The organism is gamma proteobacterium symbiont of Lampromicra miyakona (assembly GCF_059730895.1).
Genome location: NZ_AP035932.1, coordinates 1,173,256 through 1,196,862, shown reverse-complemented (window position 1 = coordinate 1,196,862; position 23,607 = coordinate 1,173,256). Strand labels below are relative to the sequence as shown.

23 protein-coding genes are annotated in these 23,607 nt (G+C 59.8%); 6 read left to right on the top strand and 17 right to left on the bottom strand.

Annotation, left to right across the window (positions count from 1 at the left end; all coding sequences use genetic code 11):
* Window positions 1–58: 58 nt before the first annotated feature.
* The 5 genes from AC6I8P_RS05440 to dapA all read right to left on the bottom strand — a co-directional run bounded on the left by AC6I8P_RS05440 (window position 59) and on the right by dapA (window position 5,887).
* On the bottom strand, window positions 59–2,035 hold the full coding sequence (locus AC6I8P_RS05440; RefSeq protein WP_498031040.1) for a tRNA(Met) cytidine acetyltransferase TmcA: 1,977 nt from the start codon (window positions 2,033–2,035) through the stop codon (window positions 59–61).
* Window positions 2,035–2,898: a KPN_02809 family neutral zinc metallopeptidase gene (ypfJ, locus tag AC6I8P_RS05435; RefSeq protein ID WP_021506607.1), complete on the bottom strand. Its 864-nt coding sequence runs from the start codon at window positions 2,896–2,898 to the stop codon at window positions 2,035–2,037. Before ypfJ ends, AC6I8P_RS05440 begins: the two co-directional genes overlap by 1 nt.
* 206 nt (window positions 2,899–3,104) lie before the next feature.
* A complete protein-coding gene (gene purC / locus AC6I8P_RS05430) occupies window positions 3,105–3,818 on the bottom strand; it encodes a phosphoribosylaminoimidazolesuccinocarboxamide synthase (RefSeq protein WP_031279423.1) in 714 nt (237 codons plus the stop codon).
* 144 nt (window positions 3,819–3,962) lie between these two features.
* A complete protein-coding gene (gene bamC / locus AC6I8P_RS05425) occupies window positions 3,963–4,994 on the bottom strand; it encodes an outer membrane protein assembly factor BamC (RefSeq protein ID WP_021506605.1) in 1,032 nt (343 codons plus the stop codon).
* A 14-nt stretch (window positions 4,995–5,008) separates the two neighbouring features.
* Complete coding sequence (gene dapA / locus AC6I8P_RS05420) at window positions 5,009–5,887, bottom strand: 4-hydroxy-tetrahydrodipicolinate synthase (protein WP_021506604.1); 879 nt, start codon at window positions 5,885–5,887, stop codon at window positions 5,009–5,011.
* Between the two features lie 143 nt (window positions 5,888–6,030).
* Here dapA and AC6I8P_RS05415 point away from each other — a divergent pair, with 143 nt between their 5' ends.
* Both AC6I8P_RS05415 and bcp read left to right on the top strand, forming a co-directional pair.
* Window positions 6,031–6,597, top strand: a complete 567-nt coding sequence (locus AC6I8P_RS05415; RefSeq protein ID WP_498027614.1) for a glycine cleavage system transcriptional repressor — start codon at window positions 6,031–6,033, stop codon at window positions 6,595–6,597.
* 142 nt (window positions 6,598–6,739) lie between these two features.
* On the top strand, window positions 6,740–7,207 hold the full coding sequence (bcp, locus tag AC6I8P_RS05410; RefSeq protein WP_021506602.1) for a thioredoxin-dependent thiol peroxidase: 468 nt from the start codon (window positions 6,740–6,742) through the stop codon (window positions 7,205–7,207).
* Between the two features lie 57 nt (window positions 7,208–7,264).
* On the opposite strand, the gene AC6I8P_RS05405 is transcribed toward bcp, so the two are convergent.
* From AC6I8P_RS05405 to AC6I8P_RS05365, 9 genes are all read right to left on the bottom strand, one after another.
* Window positions 7,265–8,860, bottom strand: a complete 1,596-nt coding sequence (locus AC6I8P_RS05405) for a sensor domain-containing diguanylate cyclase (protein WP_275028245.1) — start codon at window positions 8,858–8,860, stop codon at window positions 7,265–7,267.
* Window positions 8,861–9,026: 166 nt separating this feature from the next.
* On the bottom strand, window positions 9,027–9,845 hold the full coding sequence (locus AC6I8P_RS05400; RefSeq protein ID WP_498031157.1) for a phosphodiesterase: 819 nt from the start codon (window positions 9,843–9,845) through the stop codon (window positions 9,027–9,029).
* Between the two features lie 24 nt (window positions 9,846–9,869).
* Complete coding sequence (locus tag AC6I8P_RS05395; protein ID WP_058770829.1) at window positions 9,870–10,856, bottom strand: ABC transporter ATP-binding protein; 987 nt, start codon at window positions 10,854–10,856, stop codon at window positions 9,870–9,872.
* Window positions 10,853–11,665: an ABC transporter permease gene (locus tag AC6I8P_RS05390; RefSeq protein WP_021506598.1), complete on the bottom strand. Its 813-nt coding sequence runs from the start codon at window positions 11,663–11,665 to the stop codon at window positions 10,853–10,855. Before AC6I8P_RS05390 ends, AC6I8P_RS05395 begins: the two co-directional genes overlap by 4 nt.
* Window positions 11,662–12,519, bottom strand: coding sequence for an ABC transporter permease (locus tag AC6I8P_RS05385; protein ID WP_059011715.1), 858 nt, complete (start codon window positions 12,517–12,519; stop codon window positions 11,662–11,664). Before AC6I8P_RS05385 ends, AC6I8P_RS05390 begins: the two co-directional genes overlap by 4 nt.
* Entirely contained in the window at window positions 12,519–13,541 is a 1,023-nt protein-coding gene (locus AC6I8P_RS05380) for an ABC transporter substrate-binding protein (RefSeq protein WP_498031039.1), read from the bottom strand. The genes AC6I8P_RS05385 and AC6I8P_RS05380 overlap by 1 nt, the downstream gene beginning before the upstream one ends.
* Window positions 13,528–14,550 (bottom strand): substrate-binding domain-containing protein, encoded by a 1,023-nt coding sequence (locus AC6I8P_RS05375; RefSeq protein WP_498031038.1) that lies wholly within the window; start codon window positions 14,548–14,550, stop codon window positions 13,528–13,530. Before AC6I8P_RS05375 ends, AC6I8P_RS05380 begins: the two co-directional genes overlap by 14 nt.
* A gap of 124 nt (window positions 14,551–14,674) precedes the next feature.
* Entirely contained in the window at window positions 14,675–15,283 is a 609-nt protein-coding gene (locus AC6I8P_RS05370; protein ID WP_021506594.1) for a DsrE family protein, read from the bottom strand.
* Window positions 15,284–15,310: 27 nt separating this feature from the next.
* The gene (locus tag AC6I8P_RS05365; RefSeq protein ID WP_264251028.1) at window positions 15,311–15,916 is read right to left on the bottom strand and encodes a DsrE family protein; all 606 of its coding nucleotides are present in this window, start codon (window positions 15,914–15,916) and stop codon (window positions 15,311–15,313) included.
* A gap of 697 nt (window positions 15,917–16,613) precedes the next feature.
* Between AC6I8P_RS05365 and bepA the strand changes: the two genes are divergently transcribed.
* Window positions 16,614–18,059: a beta-barrel assembly-enhancing protease gene (gene bepA, locus AC6I8P_RS05360; protein ID WP_498031037.1), complete on the top strand. Its 1,446-nt coding sequence runs from the start codon at window positions 16,614–16,616 to the stop codon at window positions 18,057–18,059.
* 251 nt (window positions 18,060–18,310) lie between these two features.
* Window positions 18,311–18,658 (top strand): arsenate reductase (glutaredoxin), encoded by a 348-nt coding sequence (gene arsC, locus AC6I8P_RS05355; protein ID WP_104188654.1) that lies wholly within the window; start codon window positions 18,311–18,313, stop codon window positions 18,656–18,658.
* Here the strand turns inward: arsC and hda are convergent.
* From hda to upp, 3 genes are all read right to left on the bottom strand, one after another.
* Window positions 18,655–19,356 carry a DnaA inactivator Hda gene (gene hda, locus AC6I8P_RS05350; RefSeq protein WP_031279417.1) on the bottom strand — a complete coding sequence of 234 codons (702 nt, stop codon included), beginning with the start codon at window positions 19,354–19,356 and terminating at the stop codon, window positions 18,655–18,657. The genes arsC and hda overlap by 4 nt on opposite strands.
* Window positions 19,357–19,448: 92 nt before the next feature.
* The gene (gene uraA / locus AC6I8P_RS05345; protein WP_031279414.1) at window positions 19,449–20,732 is read right to left on the bottom strand and encodes a uracil permease; all 1,284 of its coding nucleotides are present in this window, start codon (window positions 20,730–20,732) and stop codon (window positions 19,449–19,451) included.
* A 218-nt stretch (window positions 20,733–20,950) separates the two neighbouring features.
* Window positions 20,951–21,577, bottom strand: a complete 627-nt coding sequence (gene upp, locus AC6I8P_RS05340; RefSeq protein WP_010617600.1) for a uracil phosphoribosyltransferase — start codon at window positions 21,575–21,577, stop codon at window positions 20,951–20,953.
* A gap of 240 nt (window positions 21,578–21,817) precedes the next feature.
* Here upp and purM point away from each other — a divergent pair, with 240 nt between their 5' ends.
* Together purM and purN are read left to right on the top strand one after the other, a co-directional pair.
* On the top strand, window positions 21,818–22,858 hold the full coding sequence (purM, locus tag AC6I8P_RS05335; protein WP_275028242.1) for a phosphoribosylformylglycinamidine cyclo-ligase: 1,041 nt from the start codon (window positions 21,818–21,820) through the stop codon (window positions 22,856–22,858).
* Window positions 22,855–23,493, top strand: coding sequence for a phosphoribosylglycinamide formyltransferase (gene purN / locus AC6I8P_RS05330; RefSeq protein WP_058758319.1), 639 nt, complete (start codon window positions 22,855–22,857; stop codon window positions 23,491–23,493). Before purM ends, purN begins: the two co-directional genes overlap by 4 nt.
* The last annotated feature ends 114 nt before the right edge of the window (window positions 23,494–23,607 follow it).

The following is a 23,607-nucleotide window of genomic DNA, read 5'->3' as shown; positions in this document are numbered from 1 at the left end:
TCACTATACGCCGCTGACGGCAAAGTGATATTGGGAAAATTTGAACGAGATAATGGATTTATTGCAATGTGCCGAGGCGCTGCTGCCAGTGCTGCGCGGCGGCGGCATCCAGCGTGATGAGTGCGTCAGCCGCCTCCGCGCGCAGCCTGAGCATCAGCGCTTTACGCCCGCTCACGCCGGCCAGCCGTGCCGCTTCACTCAGCGTTTGTTTTTGTTGCAGTATGGCACACAGCAACGGTGGCGATGCGACACTAGCCAGCCGCTGCAGCACCGGATAGCTGGCTTCATAGGGCCGCTGCGCCCAGGCAAAAGCGGCCAGCAGCGGCCAGTCGTCGGCGCTGAGAGATTGATGGTCGGTGGACGACAGGGTCAGCGGCACCGCGATCAGCTTTTGCAGCCACGGCCAGTCGCGCGCCAGACGCTGCGCGGCGCGCTGCTGCAGGGCTTCACCGGCTGGCGTCAGCGCACAAATCGCCATCGCCGCATAGCAACCGCTACTGGCTTCGCGCTGTGAACCGATACGCACCAGCGTAAAGCCGCAGGCGCGCCAGAACTGCCACAGCGCTGCGGTGTAGCCAAAGCTCACCGACAGATAGTCCGCGCCCTGCGCCTGCTGCCGCGCCGTCGCCACCAGCGCACCACCAATACCGCGCTGGCGCTGTGCGGCCTGCACGGCAATGCGGCTGATGCGCAGCGAACGTAACGTCGCCGCTTCAGTAAAACCGGCATGTGCCGCTAATGACTGCGCCACCAGATTGCCGCGCGGACGACGTAAGCCGGCCCATACCGCCTGCGCCAGCGCAGCATCCAGTCCGCCCTCTTCCACCAGCCACAGCGCGCCGGTGACCTGCTGCGGCTGCCCGGCCAGCCAGAAATGCATGCCGGGCGCATCCAGCATACGTCGCAGGTCGAGCGGCGAGGTGCGATAGTGTGCGCTCGCCAGCAGACGATAGCCGGCCTGTAAGGCGTCGGCGTGCTGCGCGGGCGTAGCGGCAAAAATTGCTGTCTGCGCGGGTGCGTCGCAGGCTTCGGCCTCAGCAAACAGCAGCGCCGCGCTCAGCCACTGCTCCAGCGGATCCTGCGCCGACCAGCGCAGCGGCTCATCCAGCTGGAAGTAGCGCACCTGCGGCAGCGTGGCGCAGAAACGCAGCATGAAACCGCGCCCGGTACCTTCGTAGCCCTGCACCGTGGTGGTCAGCAAAACGCGCGGAAAACGCTGCACCAGCTGCTGTAACAGCGGCGCGGGGATGGCCGCGGCCTCATCCACAATCAGCCATTCTGCCAGCGGCTGAGCCTCCTGCGGCTGAGCGAGAATCGCATCCGGGGCCATAAAGCTAAACTGCTCAGCGGCGAACTGCGCCAGCACCTCCGTCGCGGCTTTGGCCGGCGCCGTCACCAGCGCGCTTTGCGTCTGGCGCGCCAGTATCCCCGCCAGTGCCGATTTGCCGCGACCGCGCGGGGCGATGATCACCGCGACACCGGGCGGCATGGCGCACAGCTGACGGACAATCTGCGCCTGCTGCTCGGGGGCGCGACACTGCCACGGCGCGAAGGACTGCGGTGCCGGCAGGCGCGGCGTCTGGTGCTGACGCAGCAGCATCACCTGCGCATCCTGCAGGATATGCTGTTGCAGATAGTGGATGAAATGCGGCGTGGCGATGGGCTGGTCGACATCGGCCCAGCGCAGGCTGTCGCGATCGGGCTGCGCCGGCCAGGCGTTCCAGTCTGGCGTCAGTAACAGCAGCCAGCTGCCGGCCCGTAGCGTCCCGGCCAGCGCGGCGAACGCTTCCGCATGAAAGCCGTGGCGCGCATCGAAAATGGCATGCCGGAATTCCCGGCCCAGCAGGGTACGCAGCGCCGCAGGCGCGACGCGCTGCGGGAAGTCATCGCTGTCGCTAACCGTTAACCAGTCACCGGGCAGTGCGGCCTGCCATGTGGCCGCCTCATGGCGCGCCCAGCCAGCTTCACCGGCTATCACGCACAGACGGCGGATACCGGCTTGCTGCATCGCTGCCGTCAGTTCAGCGTGCAACATCAGTTACTGGCGAAGGTGTTGCACTGGCCTGGATTGCCGCTGTCAAAACCGCGTTTGAACCAGGTGTAGCGCTGCTGAGAAGTGCCGTGAGTGAAGCTGTCCGGCACTACGCGCCCCTGACTTTGCTGCTGCAAACGATCGTCGCCAATCGCCTCGGCGGCGTTCAGCGCTTCCTGCAAATCGCCCACCTCAAGAATGTTCTCCTGCTGCATATAGTGACCCCAGACGCCAGCAAAGCAGTCCGCCTGCAGCTCCATCTTCACCGACAGCTGGTTCACCTGCGCCTGCGTGGCGCCCTGCTGCATCTGGCGCACTTTCGGTTCGATACCCAGCAGTTTCTGCACGTGATGCCCCACTTCGTGGGCGATGACGTAACCCTGGGCAAAATCCCCCCCGGCTCCGAGTTTGGTTTTCATGTCGTCATAGAAGGAGAGATCGATATATACCGTCTGATCGGCCGGGCAGTAGAACGGCCCCATTGCCGACTGGCCGGTACCGCAGTTAGTGCGCGTCGCACCGCGATACATCACCAGCTTTGGCGGCGCGTATTGTTTGCCCATCTGCTGGAACAGTTTGCCCCAGGTATCTTCAGTGGTGGCGAGGATCACCGAGGTGAATTTGGCCGCCTCGTTATCCTGCGCCGAATTGACCTGACGCTGCTGCTGTTGCGACACCGGCGCGCCGCCTTCCAGCAGCGCGGTGAGGTCGTAGCCGTAATAGCCAGCGACCGCGACCACAATCAGCAGAATAATGCCGCCCTTGCCGCGCGGCAGACGAATCTGGCGTCCGCCAGAACTAAAACCCGGCGAATCGCCGCGACGATCTTCCACATTGTCGCTTTCACGACGCCCTTGCCAGCGCATGGCCTGCTCCTGTTATCAATGACTTTTGCATGATTTTAGTTGGCGGCAGAGGTTAGTACCAGCAATGCGATGCCAGCGGAGCGAGATTGCGCGCAGGGCGCAGCGTGAAGGCCGTAAACAGACGATAAAAAAGGCCGCCAGCCAGGGCGACCTTCATGCGCTGAAAGGTTTGCGTCCGAACTACCGTGACGCACACCGGCAGAAGCTTAGTCCAGTTTGACACCCAGACGGTGTGCCACTTCTTCGTACGCTTCGATCAGGCCGCCGAGGCTCTGACGGAAACGGTCTTTGTCCATCTTGTCCATGGTCTCTTTGTCCCACAGACGCGCGCCGTCTGGCGAGAATTCGTCGCCCAGCGTCACTTCACCTTTGAACAGACCAAACTCCAGCTTGAAGTCCACCAGAATCAGACCGGCATCATCAAACAGTTTGCTCAGCACTTCGTTGGCTTTGAAGGTCAGCTCCTGCATACGCGCCAGGTTAGCCTTGCTCACCCAGCCAAAGGTTTCGCAATACGATTCGTTGACCATCGGGTCATGTTTGGCGTCATCTTTCAGGAAGAGATCAAACAGCGGTGGATTGAGCAGCATGCCCTCTTCCACGCCCAGACGTTTCACCAGCGATCCGGCCGCCCGGTTGCGCACCACGCACTCTACCGGCACCATCTCCAGCTTTTTCACCAGCGCTTCGTTATCAGAAAGCAGCGCTTCCATCTGGGTCGGAATGCCCGCTTCCTGCAGTTTGGTCATGATGAAATGGTTGAACTTGTTGTTCACCATGCCTTTACGATCAAACTGCTCGATTCGTGCACCGTCTCCTGCTGACGTATCGTTGCGGAATTCAAGTACCAGCAGATCCGGATTGTCGGTGCTGTATACGGTTTTCGCTTTACCGCGATACAACTCAGCTCGCTTTTGCATCTTGTTAACTCCAAACATGAAAGAACCCGTGTTCAGCGGTGTTTCACCGCGCGATGACTGCCTGACGCAATCGTTTACCTCGCCGGGCGCTATTATGCCAAAACCAAAACAAAAAGGCCGGAGAATCTCCGGCCTTTATTGCATTTATTTGTTCAGTGCGCCCTGCAGGACCGCCACCAGCGCATCATTCTGCGCCTGGGTGAGTACGTGTCCTTTCGGATCGATGAACTGCAGGCTGCTGCGGTTATCGAGATCGCCCACCTGCAACTTGTAGTCGCCGTTTGGCAGTTCCGGATCTTTCGCGCCGATGGCGTCAAACGCGCTGCTGCCCGGCTGCTTGTAGGTCACTTTCAGACTGCCCTGCGAGCGGTTGTCATCGGTAACTTCCATGCCCATACGCTTCAGCGCCGCCGGCAGACGCTGCCAGGTGACGTTAAACGGTGAGCGCAGCACCAGCAGTGGCAGGCCGGTGTCGTCCGCGCCGCTCTGGACATCAATCTGTCCGCTGGCACGTCCGGCAGCCGCATCCTGGCTGGCGGTATCGATCTTATCCAGACCGGTGCTGATGTCATTCAGCATCTGACCGGTATAGCGCTGAACCTGGACCGGCGTGGTGACCGTCTGGCCCTGCTGCTGCAGTTCCAGCAGACGTACGGTCAGCACCTGCTGATAGCCCTGGTTCTGCACGCTGATCTGGTAACGGCCGCGATACTGGTTATCTTCGTCAGCACGGTTCCACTGTACCCAGTCGGTGGTGAGCTGCTGCGCCGCATCATCACGCTGGGCAACCGGGAATTTGTATGACTGCACCACGTTCACCACCTGCGACCAGATGGAGCCACGGCTGCTGTCAACCGCCAGCACGCCGGTATTACCGGTGAACTGCGCGCGGGTGCCGTTCATCAGCGCCAGCGGCTGCGCCGGCGGACGGATGTCGAGCTCTTTACCCAGCGCGCCTTTCGCCACGCTGTGCGGCACATCGTAATCACCATTCTGCAGCGGCAGAATCATGCCCGCCGGGGCTTTTAAATCATGCAGTTCAGGCGCCTGCAGGTAAGATTCATCACCGCTGACCTGGCGCTTATAACGCTGATCGCTGGAACAAGCTGTTAGCAGCATCAGGGTGGACAGGCCCACCACGGTTGCCAGCGTCGAGCGCTTAACTGAATAACTCATTGATTCTCCCTAAATTATCGCAGACCCGCCTGGATCAGCGCCTGCGCGGTTTTCGCCTGACCGGCTTCGGTCAGCGGCGTCATCGGCAAGCGCAGCGTGTCATCGGCGATCAATCCTAGCTGTTTCGCGGCCCATTTCACCGGGATAGGATTCGGTTCACAGAAAAGCGTCTGGTGCAGGTGCATCAGACGCTGATTCAGGCGACGCGCTTCGGCAAATTTGCCCTCTTGTGCCAGCGCACAGAGTTCAACCATTTCACGTGCTGCAATGTTAGCCGTGACCGAAATAACGCCTTTGCCGCCCAGTTGCATGGAGTCCAGCGCTGTCGCGTCATCACCGCTGACAATAATGAACTCATCTCCAACCAGCTGTTGGATCTGCGAAATACGCGATAAGTTCCCGGTGGCCTCTTTGATTCCGATAATATTTTTGATTTCAGCCAGGCGGGCAACGGTTTCCGGCAGCATGTCACAGCCGGTACGTGACGGGACGTTATACAGCATCTGTGGCAGATCGGTGCTTTCGGCGATCGCTTTGAAGTGCTGGTACAGACCTTCCTGCGTCGGACGGTTGTAGTACGGGGTCACGGTGAGGCAGCCGACTACGCCGGTGCCGGTAAAGCGTTTTGTCAGAGAGATCCCTTCGGCGGTGGCATTCGCGCCGGTCCCGGCAATCACGGGAATGCGGCCATCGGCCAGCTCCAGGGTTTGCATCACCACATCGCCATGCTCTTCATGGCTGAGGGTCGCGGATTCGCCGGTGGTGCCAACAGAAACAATCGCCGCCGTACCGCTGGCGACATGATAATCAATCAGTTTTTTCAGACTTGCGCGGCAGACATCACCTTTTTCATTCAAAGGCGTAATGAGCGCAACAATACTTCCGGTGAACATGGGCTATCCCCTCGACAAACAAGTGCCTCATGTTACGTTTTCCGCCGAAAGAAAAGCAAGCGAGCCACGCCATTACCGCGCTTGTCAGCAGTTTTTTTTATGTTTACCTTATGGTTATTAGCGAACGTACAGGAAACGCCATTTTGCCGCAGTCACAGCCGCACCATCTGGTGATCACCGCTCTGGGCGTTGATCGTCCGGGTATCGTCAATACCATTACCCGCCACGTCAGCAGCTGCGGTTGCAATATTGAAGACAGCCGCCTGGCGATGCTGGGCGACGAGTTCACCTTTATTATGCTGCTCTCCGGCAGCTGGAACGCCATTACCCTGATTGAATCGACCCTGCCGATGAAGGGTGCCGAGCTGGAGCTGCTGATCGTGATGAAGCGCACCAACGCGCGCGTCACGCCGCCGATGCCTGCTACCGTCTGGGTACAGGTAGAAGTGCCGGATTCACCGCATATCATCGAACGCTTCACCGATCTGTTCGATAAACATCAGATGAACATCGCCGAGCTGGTGTCGCGCATTACGCCCGCCCAGGACGACGCGTCGCCGGTGCTCTATATTCAGATGACCGCGCACAGCCCGGCGAATCATGCCAGCGCACCGTTTGAGCAGGCTTTCCATCGGCTGTGCGAAGAACTGCATGCACAAGGTTCAATTCGCCTCTATAGTGTCACCGACGACGCGCACAGCGCCGTCTGAATCAGGCTCCGGGTTATTCCGCCACACACTCTGCCGCGCTGGCATACCGTGTAGTGAAATAACCCTGAGGTAAACTCCACCTGGCGCTTTTGCCGCTGATGGTGTATTACCCACAGCATGAAGAAAAAAATGGAGAGTTGTGATGAATCCACTGAAAGCCGGTGACACCGCACCGAAATTTAGCTTGCCCGATCAGGATGGCGAACAAGTAAATTTGGCCGACTTCCAGGGACAGCGCGTTCTGGTCTATTTCTACCCGAAAGCCATGACGCCGGGCTGCACCACGCAGGCCTGTGGTCTGCGCGATAACATGGATGATTTAAAGAAGGCGGGCGTGGAAGTGCTGGGCATCAGCACCGACAAGCCGGAAAAACTGTCTCGCTTTGTCGAGAAAGAATTGCTCAACTTCACCCTGCTGTCGGATGAAGATCATCAGGTTTGCGAGCAGTTTGGCGTCTGGGGTGAGAAAACCTTTATGGGGAAAACCTACGACGGCATTCACCGCATCAGCTTCCTGATTGGCGGCGATGGCAAAGTGGAGAAGGTGTTCGACGATTTTAAAACCTCGAACCACCACGATATCGTGCTCGATTACCTGAAATCAGCCTGATTACCCGCGGGTGCCAGCCAGGCACCCGTTTTTTTATCCTGCTGTGACGCTGCGCGATTAATAGCGCGAAACCGTGCTGGCCAGCGCCTCCTGCCCGGCGATCACCACGCAGTTACGTCCGGCGTTTTTCGCCTGATACAGCGCATCATCGGCCTGCTTCAGAATCTGTTCCTGACTGCCGTGCGTCGGCTGCCAGCTGGCGATACCAATCGAAATCGTGATCTGCCCGACCGGATCAATCCAGCCGCCGGCAATGCTGGTGCGCACGCGCTCGGCAATCACCCGCGCTTCATCAGGGGCGGTGGCGGGAAGCAGCATCAGAAACTCTTCGCCGCCGTTTCGGCACACCACGTCGGTCTGACGCGCGCTCTGGCGCAACGTGCGCGCCACCTGTTTGATCACCTCGTCGCCAACATCATGCCCGAAGTTATCATTCACCCGTTTGAAGTGGTCAATATCCAGCGCCAGCACGGCAAACGGCTGCTGCATGGTATCGAAATAGTCGAGCACCGCGCTCAGGCCACGGCGATTGAGCAGGCTGGTCATGGGATCGCTCTGCACCTCTGACTTGAGCCGGCCGATTTTATCCTGCACCAGACCAATGCCGGTGAGCAGCGCGCGCTTCACCTGCGCCGCTTCAAAGTACCAGGCGCGGATCACGCCAATTTCCCCGGAAACGCCCTGGGTATCCATCTGGCTGGCTTTACGCGCCAGCTGCCACAGCGGCAAGGCGATCAGCCGGGCCAGAATCACCGCCACCAGCAGCGTCAGCAGCGCAAACGGCACCGAATTCTTCAGCACCTGGAGCAGCAGCCCGGAGAGCGGCGCCAGCGTGACGTTTGTCGGTTTGAGCGCCACCACCATCCAGCCGGTGGTGGGCACCACAGCGTAGCCCGCCAGCTTCGCCGTACCCTCTTCCGTCAGCTGAACTTCGCCATTGCTGTGCTCCTGGCGCTGACGATCGCTGACGATGCCCGGCACGTTTTTGCCAATCAGCTGATTGTTCTGGTGATACAGCACGCGGTTTTCGCGATCCAGTACGTAAACATGGGTGCCGTCACGATAGTACTGCTCGCCGAGCAGCACGTTGAGAATGCTTTTTTTCTTCAGATAAATAGTGCCGCCAACGTAGCCAAGATAGCGCCCATCGGTGCTCCACACCGGCCAGGAAATAAACACCAGCAGGTTATTGGTAGCAGAAATGGTGGGCCGGCTGACCATCGGCTGGCGCTGCGCCAGCGCTTCGCGCGAAGACTGGCTGGTGAGCTGCATGCCTTTCAGCATCAGCGATTCCGGCGAAATGGCTTTAATCACGCCGTTGCTGTCGACAATCGCCACCGAGTTAAAGCTGCTGGTCTGCTCGCGCAGTCGGTTCACTTCCTGCTGCAGCAGTTCGGGATTGTCGAAATCTTTACCCAGCTGATTGGCGCTGTAGTGCAGCTGCGACTGCGCCAGCTGGAAAAACACTTCGGTGGTGGCCGCCAGTTTGGTGGCGTAAGCGCGATTGGCTTCGAGGGTGCTTTCGATCAGCACCATGCGCTGTACGCGCCAGGTGGCGTACAGCGTATTAGCCAGTGTGATGACGATACTGGTGATCGCCAGCAGCGCAATCAGCGTGCGCAGATCAGTTTTTGGCCGGATGCGCGTTAACATGGCGCAACCGCCCTGGTGAGTAGCTTCATAAGTTAGCGTGCCTGACTATCTTGTTATAATTGGAGGTGTTTACCCTGGTGAGGTAACAGACAATTGTACACCTCTGAGCCAAATTGACTACGACGCAGACCCTCAGGAACGCTTTTTTATTGTGCTATTACTGGTGCTAATCAATTAAACCCTGCGCATCGTAAAACGGCCACGGTCCTGGATAATCGCCGATCGCGCACAGATGCGTAGTCATCCCCTGCTGCGGCTGCCAGCGATGCAGCAGAAAACCGGGCGGTTCCAGCACAAAGTTCGCCGGACCGTGGTCACGCAAATCCAGTGCCACCTGATGCGACACACCAGGCGCCACGCAGGCCAGCGTGCCGGCAAACCGCGCCTGCACCGAGCGGTGCAGGTGGCCGCTCAGCACCCGTTCCACCTGGGGATGCTGACCAATAATGGCAGCCAGCGCCGCCGGATTGCGCAGCGGCTGCCGATCCATATGGCCAATGCCGCTCAGGAACGGCGGATGATGCAGCAGCACCAGTGTCGGCAAATCCGGTTCACGCGCCAGCTGCTCTGCCAGCCACTGCAGCTGTGCGTCATCGACGTAGCCCCACGGCTGATGCGGTACACTGGAGTCGAGCGCCAGCAGCTGCAGATGATTCACACGCATCTGCCAGTTGAGCGTTTCGCCGTGCTGCAGGTAGTGATGCTCCGGAAACGCGGCGCGCAGCTGCTGGCGATCGTCGTGATTGCCCGGCATCAGCAGGAACGGCAGCTGCAGATGGCGCAGCGCCTCGCGCAGCGTCTGGTACTCTTCCGCAGTGCCAAAATCCACCAGGTCGCCGGTAATCACCACCTTATCCGGTCGCGGCACCAGCTGATTCAGCGTGTCGATCACCCGCAGCAGCGCAGCGTGCGTATCCACTTTTTTATAGGAGAGACGGCCATGGGCCTTGATGTGTAAATCGCTGATTTGCGCAATCAGCGTCATTGCGTCAGTCACAACAGCTCCTTATCAGGCAGAAAAGTGCAGCGCGGCATCCTGCGCCAGCGTCCAGCTTACCGGCTGGCCGGCGTGCCAGGCTTCGCGCGCGTGGCGATCAACCTGGATCGGCGCCGCCAGCCCGATATCAATACTCAGCCGCTGCGCAGCACCGAGAAAGGTGGTGCCGAGGATGAAACCGGGGCGTGCGTAGCGCTGGTCCGCCGCCAGCAGCACATCCTCCGGGCGGCAGAAATGCTGCGGATTGCCGCGCGCATCGACCCCGACACAGTTAATCGCGCCGACAAAATCCGCGACAAACTGTGACGCCGGGCGCTGGTAAATATTTTGCGGCGTATCGATCTGCACCAGACGTCCCTGCTCCATCACCGCAATGCGATCGCCCAGCGCCATCGCTTCCTGCTGATCGTGCGTGACGTAGACGGCGGTGATCGCCAGCTGTTTCAGCAGCGCGCCAATCTCCAGCCGCAGCCGGTCGCGCAGGCGCGCATCCAGCGCCGCCAGCGGCTCATCAAACAGCAGCACCTTCGGACGCGCCGCCAGCGCACGCGCCAGCGCTACGCGCTGCTTTTGACCGCCCGACAGCTTGTCGATGCTGCGCTGCGCCAGCGCGCTGAGATCCACCAGGGCCAGCATCTCCTGCACGCGCGCGTCGCGTTCGGCGCGCGCCACGCCCTGCACTTTCAGGCCGTAGGCGACGTTTTGCGCCACGTTTAGATGGGGAAACAGCGCGTAGTTCTGGAACACCATGCCCACGTTGCGTTTCTCGATCGGCAGCGCTGTCACGTTACGATCGTCAAACCACACTTCGCCGCCGTCGTCACAGCGCTCCAGGCCACTGATGATGCGCAGCGTGGTGGTTTTGCCACAGCCGGACGGACCGAGCAGCACCAGGGTTTCGCCAGGCTGCACCGTCAGATCGAGCGGCTGCAGCGCCAGCTGGTGATTAAAGTGCCGCGCACAGTGGCGCAGCGTAACGGTTACGGCCGCAGGGTTCATGCCGCCTCCTTATTAGCACGCGTGAGCGTACGGTTGAGCCAGTGATTGACCGCGTTGAGCATCAGCAGCAGCGGCAGAATCAGCAGAATAAAGATCAGCGTGTAGGCCGATCCCACTTCCAGTCGCATTGAGGCATAGCTGTCTGCCAGCCCCACCGGCAGCGTTTTTGTCAGCGGCGTATGCAGCATCCAGGTGATGTTGAACTCACCCACCGACAGGGTGATCACCATAAACGCCCCGGCGAGAATGCCGTTGCGACAGTTGGGCACCACCACGGTAAAAAAGCGCTGCCACAGGCTGGCACCGAGACTGGCCGCTGCCTCTTCCAGTCGCGGCATCTCCACCGCCTGCATCACCGCCAGCACCGGGCGCAGCATAAACGGCAAGGTAAACAGCACGTGACCGATCAGAATGAACAGCCAGCTATCGCGCAGGCCGGAGAACTGGCCGTACAGCAGGATGATGCCCAGCGCGGTGGCGAGGCCCGGCAGCGCGACCGGCAGCATCAGGCACTCTTCGATGCGCGCCGCCCAGCGCCGCGGCGCTTTTAGCAATCCCCACGCTGCCGGCACGCCGATCAGCAGCGTAATCAGCAGGCAGGCCAGCGCAATCAGCAGTGACAGCCAGAAGGTGTCGGCGTAAAGCTGCCATACCTGCGTCACCCACTTCAGCGTCAGGCCGCTGCGCAGGCCGGTAAAATAGTTGTTGGTCACGCCGGCCAGCATCGACAGCACCACCGGCACGATCATGAACAGCGCGGTGAGTACGGTGACCAGCAGTTGCAGGCTGAACAGGCCGCGACGTCTCATGTCACCTCCTGGTGAGCCAGTCGGCGCGCCAGCATCAGTGCCAGCCAGGCGACGCCGCCCATCACCACCGACAGTGCGGCGGCGGTGGCGAAATTGGCGTAGTTGGTGAATTCGCCGTAAATGGTCAGCGGCAGCACCGCCAGATCGGTGCCCAGGGTGAACGCGGTACCGAACGCACCCATACTGGTGGCAAAACAGAGCGCGCCGGTGGAGAGCAGCGCCGGCTGCAGCCCCGGCACAATCACATCCCAGGTGATGCGCCACTGACTGGCACCCAGCGAACGCGCCGCCTCTTCGAGAGAGCGGTCGAGTTTTTCACTCGCCGCCACCAGCGTGATGATGGCGCGCGGCAGTGAAAAATAGAGATAGCCAATAAACAGGCCGGTAAACGAATAGGCCAGCATCCAGCGCTCGTGGAACAGCGCCAGGCTGATTTGCGCCAGCAGTCCCTGACGGCCCGCCAGCATCACCACCAGAAATCCCACCACCACGCCCGGAAAGGCCAGCGGAAACGTCAGCAGCGCCAGCAGCGTGCTGCGTCCGCTGAAGCGCTGGCGTGCCAGAAAGCAGCCGACTGTCGCGGCGATGGTCAGCGTCACCAGCGTGACGGCGAGCGACAGCAGCACGGTATTCAGCAGGCTGAGCAGATAGTGTGGCTGCGTCAGTACCGTCCAGTAGCCGCTGTGCCGGGTGCTGCGGTCGTCCTGCATTGCCATCTGCAGCAGACGGACAAACGGCAGCAGCCAGAAGGCGCAGAAGAACAGCAGCGCCGGCAGCGTCAGCCATAGCCAGCGGCTGCCGGCCAGGCGCGGTGTCCGGCGGCACGAAGCCGCCAGGGTGTCCGTCATCGCCATCAGCGAATCTCACTCAGATAGCGCGCCGAGAAGGCTTTCTGCGCTGCCGCCATCTGCTGATAGTCAACGGTGTGCGCACGCGCATAGTCGCTGTCCGGCAGGAAATATTTCTTCGCTTCTGCGCTCATGGCGCCGGTGCGCACCGGGCGCAGGAACGCGCTGGCCCAGATGGCCAGCCCTTTGTCAGACAGCACATAGTCGATCACTTTTTTGCCGTTCGCCGCGTGCGGTGCATTCTTCACCAGGCTAATGACGTACGGCACCGTTACCGTGCCCTCTTTGGGAATAACAAAGGCGACGTTAGCGTGATCTTTGTAGCGGGCGCGGTAAGCATTGAAGTCATAGTCGAGCAGAATCGGGATCTCGCCGGAAATCAGGCGCGCATACGCGGTCTGCTTAGGCACGATAGGCTGATTCGTCTGCAGCTTTTTGAACCAGTTCAGCGCCGGCGTGAAGTCCTGCATGTTGCCGCCCTTCGCCTGGTTGACCGCCACCGCCGCCACGTAACCGACAAAGGCGCTGGCCGGATCGAGATAACCAATCATGCCTTTGTATTCCGGCTTCAGCAGGTCGTCCCAGGATTGCGGCACCGGCGCGCCGCCCAGCGCATCGACGTTGACCATAAAGCCCATGGTGCCCGAGTGCAGCGCCACCCATTTGCCGTTGCTGTCTTTCATGCCGGCAGGAATGTCATCCCAGTGCGCCGGTTTGTAACTGGCGACCACGCCGGCGCTGTCGGCCTGAATGCCGAAGCTGACGCCGTAATAGACCACGTCGGCCACCGGATTGCCCTGCTCCGCCACCAGCTGCGCCAGCGCCTGGCCGGAGTTTTTGTTGTCCTGCGGCACCTGAATGCCGGTGTCTCTGGCAATCGCTTTGAGCTGAGTGCCCCAGTCGGCCCACTCGGGCGGACAGTTGTAACAGATGGCGGTTTCCGCCGCCTGCGTCAGGCTGGTAAACAACGCGCTGGCGCTGAGCGCGATTGCGCCGGCGTAAATTTTTACTTTTTTATGCAGCATCATGAGGTTCCCTGGTGGTGGCAATAAACGCGGGGGCAGCAACACTCTCACCGCTCCGCAACTGATGTGGCAGCACGCGGGTGCCGCGGCTGACGTTATGCAACAACATATCGATGGCGCAGGCGCCGAGCCGTTCGGCGGGCTGCGCTACGCTGGCCAGCGACGGGGCCATTTGTGCCCCCATCGCAATCCCGTCAAAGCCCATCACCGCGAGCTGCTGTGGCACAGGCACGCCCGCGCGCGCCGCCGCGCCAATCAGGCTGATGGCCAGCAGGTCGTTAGTGCAGATTACGGCGCTGAGCGGGGTGGCACCGCCGAGCATCGGGGCCAGCAGCGTAAAGTCGGATTGGGTGTGGCTGGCCATCTCAATCACCGGCAGCGCCGTCAGGCCCGCGTGCTGCATGGCATCGCAATAGCCCTGATAGCGCAGGCGCGCACGGTCTGACTGCAGCATCGGTCCGGTGACCATGGCAATGCGGCGATGACCAAGCGCCAGCAGCTGTGCGGTGGCTTCGCGCATCGCCTGGCGGTTATCCACGCACACCGCCGGCCAGTGGCTGTGCTGCGGCACGTTATGCGCCAGCACAAATGGCAGGCCAGCCGCCTGCAGCGTGCTGAGCACCGCGCTGTTATCCGCGTCGGCCACTGTCAGGACCAGGCCCGCCACGCGCTGGCGCAGCATATGTTCCACGATGGCGGCTTCGCGCTCGGGCTGGTAATCGCTGGTGGCCACCAGCAGGCCATAGCCGGCGTCGCGCGCCTGGCGTTCCATCGCCTGTAACTGGCAGGAGAAGATCGGGTTAAGCAGCGAGGGCAGCAGCACGCCGAAGGTGGTGGAGTGCTGCGTGCGCAGCTGGCGCGCGATGTGGTTAGGACGAAAGCCGAGCTGCTCCGACGCCGCCAGCACTCTCTCCAGCGTGTCGCGCCGCAGCAGATGGGGATCGGAAAAGGCGCGCGCGGCCGTGGCGCGTGAAACGCCTGCCAGCTTTGCCACTGTGAGTAAGTCGGACATGTTCGCCTCGTAAAGTGCCGATGAGATCGATCTCATTGGCGCCTAAACTAACGGCGAACTGTGACAGTGACATCGCGAAGGGATGACGAAAAGATGACAGCAGCCTGCACTGCTGTCGGCAGGATTACAGCATCAGGAAGGCGTACCCTTCGTTTTGCAGCGACGCGACGGTGGTGCCGCTGGAGAGCGTATGGGTGACGCGGGTGTCAATCCAGTCGCGCTCCAGCTGATGGAAGGCCACCGACTGGTCGCAAATGGTCACTTTCACCCCGGCTTTCTTCAGCTCATCAATCAGCTTCAGGTTAGGGTTATCGCTGCCGTACGCTTTACGGAACTGATCGTTATTGAGCGCGGCCGGCACCGCATCGCTGTTGATTGACACCACAAAGTTGAGCTGATTCAGCGGTACGCCAGCCGCGTAATAGAGGTTGGTGACGCGTGCCACGCGCTCAAGGCCGAGGTTTGGCTGATGGATATCCCCTTCGCTGCGGTTGATCTGAAACACAATTTTATTGCTCAGCCCGGGCGTGTTGGCCGGGTTGTAATCCGGCGTGTTAACAAAGTGAATTTTACCGTAACCGGCAATCGCCGGCGTGCTCCAGAAATCCGCCGGTTCGGTTTTCTGGTCAGCGAATTTCCCGCTGACTTTATCCACCAGTTCCGGCAGCTGCAGCACATTTCCGCCGACAAAGCCCGCCAGCGCGGCGATAACAATATAGGATGCTGGACGCATGACACTTCTCCTTAACCAAAGACGCGATTACATCTGTAAAAAGGCATAGCCCTGATTTTCCAGCGTCGACACCGTGGTCGGGCTGGATAATGCATGAATCACCGACCGGTCGATCCAGTCGCGCGGATAGTGATGGAACGCCACCGACTGATCGCACACCGAGACTTTGACGCCCAGCTTGTTCAGCGCGCCAATCAGCGCGAGGTTGGGGTTATCGACGCCGTAAAACTGCTTAAAATGCGCGTTATCCAGCGTGGCGGGCGTGGCATCGCCGGTCATCGACACCACAAACTGCAGCTGTTCGGCCGGTACGCCAGCGGCGATGTACAGATTGACCACGCGTGCCACACGCTCCAGCCCGAGGTTAGGCCGTTTGATATCGCCTTCATTGCGGGTCAGCTGGAACACCACTTTGTTGCTCAGCCCCACCGCCGGTTTAAACGCGGCGTCGGCTTCATAATGAATTTTGCCGTAGCCCGCGACCGCCGGCGTGCTCCAGAACCCGTCCGGATCGGCAGGTTCAGGGGAAAAATGGCCCGCGATGCGCTGATACAGGTCATCGCTTTTGATTACGGCGGCACCGACCATCCCACCCACGATGGCAATCAGGGCGTAGGAAACAACAGAACGCATAGAAACTCTCCGGCATGCACTGCGCATTAATTCACAGTCCGTTTGAAAAAGTGCTTTATCTATACCACAGCGCGCGGCGGGCAAAACGCCTGTACTGCCGGGCTGTCCGGCGTTTGGCTGCCAGCAGAAATCATCGCGCCAGCTGATTGAATAAGGCTGTTGATTGAGCCGTGCGGGCGAGTTGAAAAATAGCTGGCCGGAAATATCGGCAGTCACCAGAGAGAGAGATGCACAGCAGAAGACAGCGCCTCATCGTGCGGGTTAATACTGTCATCGCGCGCCGCCAGTTGACCAGTGAGCAAAACCTGACCATTCATTTCTGGGCTGGTGACGCACGGCCAGAGCAGCACGATAAAAATCACTGATGGATAAAGCGGGCCAACCGGGGGATTTCGGGCGTGTTTTTCAGAGTAAACCTGGAAAAAACCATGCCAGATTCAATTATTTTGAGCAACTTTACGTAACTTTAATTTCATCAGGGCGCTGCGCCTTTTTCTTTTGCCTTTTCGCTATTCAATTTTTTGCTACAAATTTCGCGTCAGTCAGCCATTCTTTGCCATCACGTCAATGTGACGGCGGCATTTGCTTGTATCCTCACTGTGGTTAAGATAGAGCCGCGGCAGAAAAGGAAACGCCGCCACAGAACATTGGCATGACTTTCCTGTCCAATGGCAGGAGACTTTTACAGGATCAAGGCATGTTTAACCGGTTGAAAAAATCAGTGCTGGCGGCCCTTATTCCTGCGCTGCTGCTCACGCCTGCGGTCGGTGTCCGCGCCGATCTGAGCGACAATTTGCCCGACATGGGCACCACGGCAGGCTCCACGCTCTCCATTAATCAGGAGCTGCAGATTGGCGACTTCTACGTGCGCCAGCTGCGCGCCAGCGCGCCACTGATCAACGATCCGCTGCTCAATCAGTACATCAATGAACTCGGCCAGCGGCTGGTGGCACACGCCCACTCGGTGCGCACGCCGTTTCACTTTTTCCTGATTCAGAATGACGAGCTCAACGCCTTCGCCTTCTTTGGCGGCAATGTGGTGCTGCACTCGTCGCTGTTCCGCTATACCGATAACGAAAGCCAGCTGGCGTCGGTGATGGCGCACGAAATTTCGCACGTGACGCAGCGCCATCTGGCGCGCGCCATGGAAGAGCAAAAGCGCAGCGCCCCGCTCACCTGGGTCGGCGCGCTGGGTTCGATCCTGCTGGCGCTGGCCAGCCCGCAGGCCGGAATGGCGGCACTGACCGGTACGCTGGCCGGTACGCAGCAGGGCATCATCAGTTTCACCCAGGGCAACGAACAGGAAGCAGATCGCATCGGCATTCAGGTGCTGCAGCGCGCCGGTTTCGATCCGCAGGCGATGCCCGCGTTTCTGCAAAAGCTGGCCGATCAAAGCCGCTTCTCGTCAAAACCACCGGAAATTTTGCTGACGCACCCGCTGCCCGATAGCCGCCTGGCCGACGCGCGTAACCGCGCCAACCAGATGCGCCCGGTAGTGGTGCAGTCGTCGCAGGATTTCTATATGGCGAAGGTGCGCGCGCTGGGTATGTACGCCACCGGCCGCAATCAGCTGACTGACGATTTGCTGAATGAGTACGCCAAAGGCAACACGCGGGAACAGCAGGCGGTGCAGTTCCTGCAGGCAAAAGATTTTGCCAACGCGAAAAAGATCATCGCGCCGCTGCTGGCGAAGCAGCCGGATAACCTGTGGTTCCTTGATATCATGACCGATATCGACATCGGTCTGAACCAGCCGCAGCAGGCCATCAGCATGCTGAACGCCGCCCGCGGCAGCCAGACCAGTCCGGTGCTGCAGCTTAACCTGGCAAACGCCTACGTCGAGGCGAAGCAGCCGGCCAACGCCAGCCGCATCCTTAACCGCTACACCTTTGCGCACCCAGACGATCTCAACGCATGGGATTTACTGGCGCAGGCTTCAGCCGCGCAGGGGCTGCGCGATGAGGAGCTTTCGGCACGGGCTGAAAGTCTGGCGCTGAACGGCCAGCTCGATCAGGCCATCACCACCCTGAGTAGCGCCAGCGCCCAGGTGCCGCTCGGCAGCCTGAAGCAGGCGCGTTACGATGCGCGTATCGACCAGTTCCGCGAGTTACAGCGGCGTTTTAAGCAGTATGCAAAAGGGTAAATAGCCGGTTACGCGGGTGGATGGCTGGCAGGATTTCGGTGCGCATCAATGCGCACCCTACGGCCGTCAGATAAACCATTTCATCGATTTGCAGGGTGCATATTGATGCGCATTAGCCGTTTTTTGTAGGGTGCGCATTCATGCGCACCAGCAGTTATTCGCAGGGTGCGCATTGATGCGCACCAGCAGTTATTCGTAGGGTGCGCATTCATGCGCACCTGGCAACAATGGATTACGCAGGATAAAAAAACATGGTCCGTATTTATCACAATCCGCGCTGCAGCAAGAGCCGCGAAACCCTCGCGCTACTGCAGCAACAGGGCATTGAACCGCAGGTGGTGCTGTATCTCGACACGCCGCCGGACATCGATACGCTGAAAACGCTGCTGCAACAGCTGGGCATGCACAGCGCGCGCGAGCTGATGCGCCGTGGCGAGGAAATCTATAAAACGCTGGGGTTGGCCAGTGACGATCTCAGCGAACAACAGCTGTTACAGGCGATGGTGGAGCATCCAAAACTGATCGAGCGGCCGATTGTGATTCAGGGCGACCGCGCCCGCATTGGTCGTCCGCCGGAAGCGGTGCTGGAGATTCTCTAAAGCCCCAGCGCCTCTTTCACGAAGGGAATGGTCAGCTTGCGCTGTGCGCTGATCGAGGCGCGATCAAGACGATCAAGCGTGTCAAACAGCGTGCGCATTTCGCGGTCGAGGCGTTTCAGCAGGAAACGCCCAACGTCTTCCGGCAGCTCAAAGCCGCGCAGGCCGGCACGCAGCTGCATCGCCTGCAGTTTGTCCTCGTCGGACAGCGGCTGTAAGCGGTAAATTTGTCCCCAGTCGAGACGTGACGCCAGATCCGGCAGGCCCAGATTGAGCTGACGCGGGGGGCGATCGCCGGTGATCAGCAGGCGGGTTTTGCCGGTTTCCAGAATGCGGTTGTAGAGATCGAAGATCGCCATCTCCCACTCGGCTTCGCCGGCGATGCACTCAATATTATCAATGCACACCAGCGCCAGATTCTCCATGCCTTCCAGCACTTCCGGCACGAACCAGGTGCGCTTATCGAGCGGCACATAACCCACCGCTTCGCCGCGCGCGGACATTTCGGCGCAGGCTGCGTGCAGCAAATGGCTGCGGCCACCGCCTTCGCGCGACCAGAAGTAAAGATAGCTGCCGTGCTGTTGCGCCAGCGCGCCCTGCAGCGCCGCCAGCAGTGACGGATTTTCCCCCGGCCAGAAACTGGCGAAGGTTTCATCATCGGGTAGATAGAGTGGCAGTGAAAGCTGTGCCGGCGTGTTCAGAAGTACCTCAACGGATGAGCGGGCAGAAAACCGGGCAAGTTTATCACGATCCTCCGCAGAGATGAACCGGGCTTCCCTGCCCGCAGGATCCTTTAGAGCTCGCGTTTTTCTTCCGCGTCCAGCACCACTTCTTCCGGACGTAACAGACTGATTACGCGGAAAATCAGCGCCAGGCCAACGCCGACGATGGTGGCCAGCGCCATGCCCTTCAGCTCGGCGGCGCCCACGTGCACTTTCGCGCCGCTGACGCCAATGATCAGGATCACCGAGGTGAGGATCAAATTCTGCGCTTTGTTGTAGTCAACTTTGGATTCAATCAGCACGCGAATACCGGAAGCGCCAATCACGCCATACAGCAGCAGCGACACCCCGCCCATCACCGGTACCGGGATCGCCTGAATCGCAGCCGCCAGTTTACCGACGCAGGAGAGCAGAATGGCGAAGATCGCCGCACCGCCGATCACCCAGGTGCTGTAAACGCGGGTGATCGCCATGACGCCAATGTTTTCACCGTAGGTGGTATTTGGCGTGGAACCAAAGAAGCCGGAGATCATGGTCGACAGGCCGTTGGCGAACATCGAGCGATGCAGGCCCGGATCGCGAATCAGATCCTTCTTCACGATGTTGGCGGTGACCACTAAATGGCCCACGTGCTCGGCAATCACCACCAGCGCTGCGGGCAGGATGGTCAGCATCGCGGCCCATTCAAAGCGCGGCGTATAGAAGGTCGGCAGCGCAAACCACGGCGCGTTTTCCACCGCGCTCCAGTCAACGATACCCATGGCCGACGACAGCGCGTAGCCGACCAGCACGCCAATCAGGATCGGGATAATGGCGAAGAAGCCACGGAACAGCACCGAGCCAAATACCGTTACCGCCAGCGTCACCAGCGAAATAATGATGGTTTTACTGTCCGCTGTGGTGCCGTCAGCGGGCAGCAGCCCGGCCATATTCGCCGCCACGCCAGCCAGTTCGAGACCGATGACCGCCACGATGGCACCCATCGCCGCCGGTGGAAACATGACATCGAGCCAGCCGGTGCCGGCCTTCTTCACAATCAGCGCCACAATGCAGAACAGCGCGCCGCACAGGATAAAGCCGCCGAGCGCCACTTCATAACCGAGCGGCAGCAGCAGCAACACCGGCGAGATAAAGGCAAAGCTGGAGCCAAGATAGGCAGGAATTTTGCCTTTACAGATAAACAGATACAGCAGCGTGCCGACGCCGTTGAACAACAGCACGGTAGCCGGGTTGATGTGGAACAGAATCGGCACCAGCACGGTGGCGCCGAACATGGCGAACAGGTGCTGCAGGCTGAGCGGAATGGTTTGCAACAGTGGCGGGCGTTCGCTAACGCCTATGGCTCTGCGAGTCATCATTTATCCCCTATACGTTTATTTTTATGCTCGTTCGTCAACACCGCACCTTATCGTAGTGGCGCAATTCATTGCGCCTTGTCCGGACGGGCGCCATAGCTTGCCCGGCATCAGCGCGATAAATCGCGCCGCTACAAAATGTGCATCCTGTCGATACGGTGTCTGACTGAACGGTATTTTTGCCAAAAAAAAGCCGACTCTCTGGCCGGCTGGTTTATTTATTTGGTTCCGAAAATCTTGTCGCCGGCATCGCCGAGGCCCGGGATAATGTACCCCTTCTCGTTCAGGCCCTGATCGATTGACGCGGTGTACAGCTCAACGTCCGGATGCGCTTTCTCCAGCGCGGCAATGCCTTCGGGCGCGGCCACCAGCACCAGCACTTTAATGCTGTTGCAGCCGGCTTTCTTCAGCAGATCGATGGTAGCGATCATCGAGCCGCCGGTCGCCAGCATCGGGTCAACCACCAGCGCCATACGCTCTTCGATGTTTGACACCAGCTTCTGGAAGTAAGGCACCGGCTCCAGCGTCTCTTCGTCACGGTAAACGCCCACCACGCTGATGCGCGCGCTCGGTACGTGTTCCAGCACACCTTCCATCATGCCAAGGCCAGCACGCAGAATCGGGACGACGGTAATTTTTTTGCCTTTGATTTGATCGACGTCGACCGGACCGTTCCAGCCTTCAATGGTCACGCGCTCGGTTTCGAGATCGGCGGTGGCTTCATAGGTCAGTAAGCTGCCCACTTCCGAGGCCAGCTCGCGGAAGCGCTTGGTGCTGATATCATGCTCACGCATCAGGCCCAGTTTATGTTTGACCAGCGGGTGTCTGACTTCCACGATCTTCATGATTATTCTCCCGGAATTGAGTTGAGCTAAAAAAAAATCGCCGGATTATACCGCCTTTTTACCGCCGCGCCACCGGTGATTGGTCAGGTAACGTGCACAAATCGCCTGAGAATAAGGATTAGCGAAAAATCAGCACGCTGCAAAGGTGCCCTGAGATGGGACTCGCAAACGTTTGCCTGCGCTGGTAGAATTGCCGCGCTTAATTTTTGCCACCAACCGCAATCGCGTGGGGATTCCGCAGTGACCGACAAAACCTCTCTCAGCTACAAAGACGCCGGTGTTGATATTGATGCTGGTAACGATCTGGTTGACCGTATTAAAGGCGTAGTAAAGAAAACCCGCCGCCCGGAAGTGATGGGTGGACTGGGTGGCTTTGGCGCGCTGTGTGCGCTGCCGCAGAAATACCGCGAGCCGGTGCTGGTCTCCGGAACTGATGGCGTCGGCACCAAGCTGCGTCTGGCGATGGATCTCAAACGCCACGACAGCATCGGCATCGATCTGGTCGCGATGTGCGTGAACGATCTGGTGGTACAGGGCGCTGAGCCGCTGTTCTTCCTCGACTATTACGCCACCGGCAAGCTGGATGTAGATACCGCCTCCGCGGTGATCACCGGTATCGCCGAAGGCTGTCTGCAGTCGGGCTGTGCGCTGGTCGGCGGTGAAACCGCTGAGATGCCGGGCATGTATCACGGCGAAGATTACGACGTGGCCGGTTTCTGCGTCGGCGTGGTGGAAAAGTCCGGGATCATCGACGGCAGCAAAGTGCAGGATGGCGACGTGCTGATCGCGCTGGGCTCCAGCGGTCCGCACTCTAACGGCTACTCGCTGGTGCGTAAAATTCTTGAAGTCAGCCAGACCGATCCCACCACCAAACAGCTGGAAGGCAAACCGCTGGCCGATCACCTGCTGGCGCCGACCCGCATCTACGTGAAAAATATCCTTAGCCTGATTGAGCAGGTGGACGTGCACGCCATTGCCCACCTGACCGGCGGCGGCTTCTGGGAAAACATTCCGCGCGTCCTGCCGGATAACACCCAGGCGGTGATTGACGAGAAAAGCTGGCAGTGGCCGGCGGTATTCAGCTGGCTGCAGCAGGCCGGTAACGTCAGCCGTCACGAGATGTACCGCACCTTTAACTGCGGCGTGGGCATGGTGATTGCGCTGAGCCCGGCCGATGCCGACAAAGCGGTACAACTGATGACCGCGGCTGGCGAGCAGGCGTGGAAAATTGGCGTGATTAACGCGTCTGATGCCGAAGAGCGTGTGGTTATTAACCCATGAAGAAACTGGTTGTACTGATCTCCGGCAACGGCAGCAATCTTCAGTCCATCCTCGACGCCTGCGAGAGCGGGCGTATCAACGGCAGCGTGGCTGCCGTTTTCAGTAATAAAGCCTCGGCCTATGGTCTGACGCGGGCGCAGCAGGCCAGCGTGCCTGCTCACGCGCTGTCCGCGCAGGATTTCACCGATCGCGACGCCTTTGACCGCCAGCTGATGCAGCAGATCGACGCTTATGCGCCGGATCTGGTGGTGCTGGCCGGTTATATGCGCATTCTGAGCCCGGCGTTTGTCGCGCACTATCACGATCGTCTGCTGAATATTCATCCGTCGCTGCTGCCGAAATATCCCGGTTTGCATACGCATCGCCAGGCGCTGGCGAACGGGGACGCGGAACACGGGACGTCGGTGCATTTTGTGACTGATGAGCTGGACGGTGGACCGATCATCCTGCAGGCGCGCGTGCCGGTATTTGCTGACGATGACGAAGCTGAGATCAGCGCCCGCGTGCAGCATCAGGAGCACGCGATTTATCCGCTGGTGATCAGCTGGTTTGTCGAAGGACGCTTGCAGATGCGCGCGGGAAAAGCGTGGTTAGATGGCGAACCGCTGCCGCCGGAAGGTTATGCGCACGATTGATTGACCTTTACGCCGTGCGCTTGCAGGAATTGCGCAATAAATTGCGCCGCTACGGGGCTGTGCCGGGTTTAATTACTGCATGATTTCTTTGCACATTTCGTAGCGGCGCGATTA

Excerpts from the sequence above, each read along its gene's own strand:
- AC6I8P_RS05440 (WP_498031040.1), bottom strand. The coding sequence starts at position 2,035 with ATGTTGCACGCTGAACTGACGGCAGCGATGCAGCAAGCCGGTATCCGC.
- AC6I8P_RS05375 (WP_498031038.1), bottom strand. The coding sequence starts at position 14,550 with ATGTCCGACTTACTCACAGTGGCAAAGCTGGCAGGCGTTTCACGCGCC.
- AC6I8P_RS05390 (WP_021506598.1), bottom strand. The coding sequence starts at position 11,665 with ATGAGACGTCGCGGCCTGTTCAGCCTGCAACTGCTGGTCACCGTACTC.
- AC6I8P_RS05370 (WP_021506594.1), bottom strand. The coding sequence starts at position 15,283 with ATGCGTCCAGCATCCTATATTGTTATCGCCGCGCTGGCGGGCTTTGTC.
- bepA (WP_498031037.1), top strand. The coding sequence starts at position 16,614 with ATGTTTAACCGGTTGAAAAAATCAGTGCTGGCGGCCCTTATTCCTGCG.
- dapA (WP_021506604.1), bottom strand. The coding sequence starts at position 5,887 with ATGTTCACCGGAAGTATTGTTGCGCTCATTACGCCTTTGAATGAAAAA.
- arsC (WP_104188654.1), top strand. The coding sequence starts at position 18,311 with ATGGTCCGTATTTATCACAATCCGCGCTGCAGCAAGAGCCGCGAAACC.
- AC6I8P_RS05395 (WP_058770829.1), bottom strand. The coding sequence starts at position 10,856 with ATGAACCCTGCGGCCGTAACCGTTACGCTGCGCCACTGTGCGCGGCAC.
- bamC (WP_021506605.1), bottom strand. The coding sequence starts at position 4,994 with ATGAGTTATTCAGTTAAGCGCTCGACGCTGGCAACCGTGGTGGGCCTG.
- ypfJ (WP_021506607.1), bottom strand. The coding sequence starts at position 2,898 with ATGCGCTGGCAAGGGCGTCGTGAAAGCGACAATGTGGAAGATCGTCGC.
- upp (WP_010617600.1), bottom strand. The coding sequence starts at position 21,577 with ATGAAGATCGTGGAAGTCAGACACCCGCTGGTCAAACATAAACTGGGC.
- purN (WP_058758319.1), top strand. The coding sequence starts at position 22,855 with ATGAAGAAACTGGTTGTACTGATCTCCGGCAACGGCAGCAATCTTCAG.
- purC (WP_031279423.1), bottom strand. The coding sequence starts at position 3,818 with ATGCAAAAGCGAGCTGAGTTGTATCGCGGTAAAGCGAAAACCGTATAC.
- uraA (WP_031279414.1), bottom strand. The coding sequence starts at position 20,732 with ATGACTCGCAGAGCCATAGGCGTTAGCGAACGCCCGCCACTGTTGCAA.
- AC6I8P_RS05400 (WP_498031157.1), bottom strand. The coding sequence starts at position 9,845 with ATGACGCTGATTGCGCAAATCAGCGATTTACACATCAAGGCCCATGGC.
- AC6I8P_RS05365 (WP_264251028.1), bottom strand. The coding sequence starts at position 15,916 with ATGCGTTCTGTTGTTTCCTACGCCCTGATTGCCATCGTGGGTGGGATG.
- bcp (WP_021506602.1), top strand. The coding sequence starts at position 6,740 with ATGAATCCACTGAAAGCCGGTGACACCGCACCGAAATTTAGCTTGCCC.
- AC6I8P_RS05380 (WP_498031039.1), bottom strand. The coding sequence starts at position 13,541 with ATGATGCTGCATAAAAAAGTAAAAATTTACGCCGGCGCAATCGCGCTC.
- AC6I8P_RS05385 (WP_059011715.1), bottom strand. The coding sequence starts at position 12,519 with ATGGCGATGACGGACACCCTGGCGGCTTCGTGCCGCCGGACACCGCGC.
- AC6I8P_RS05405 (WP_275028245.1), bottom strand. The coding sequence starts at position 8,860 with ATGTTAACGCGCATCCGGCCAAAAACTGATCTGCGCACGCTGATTGCG.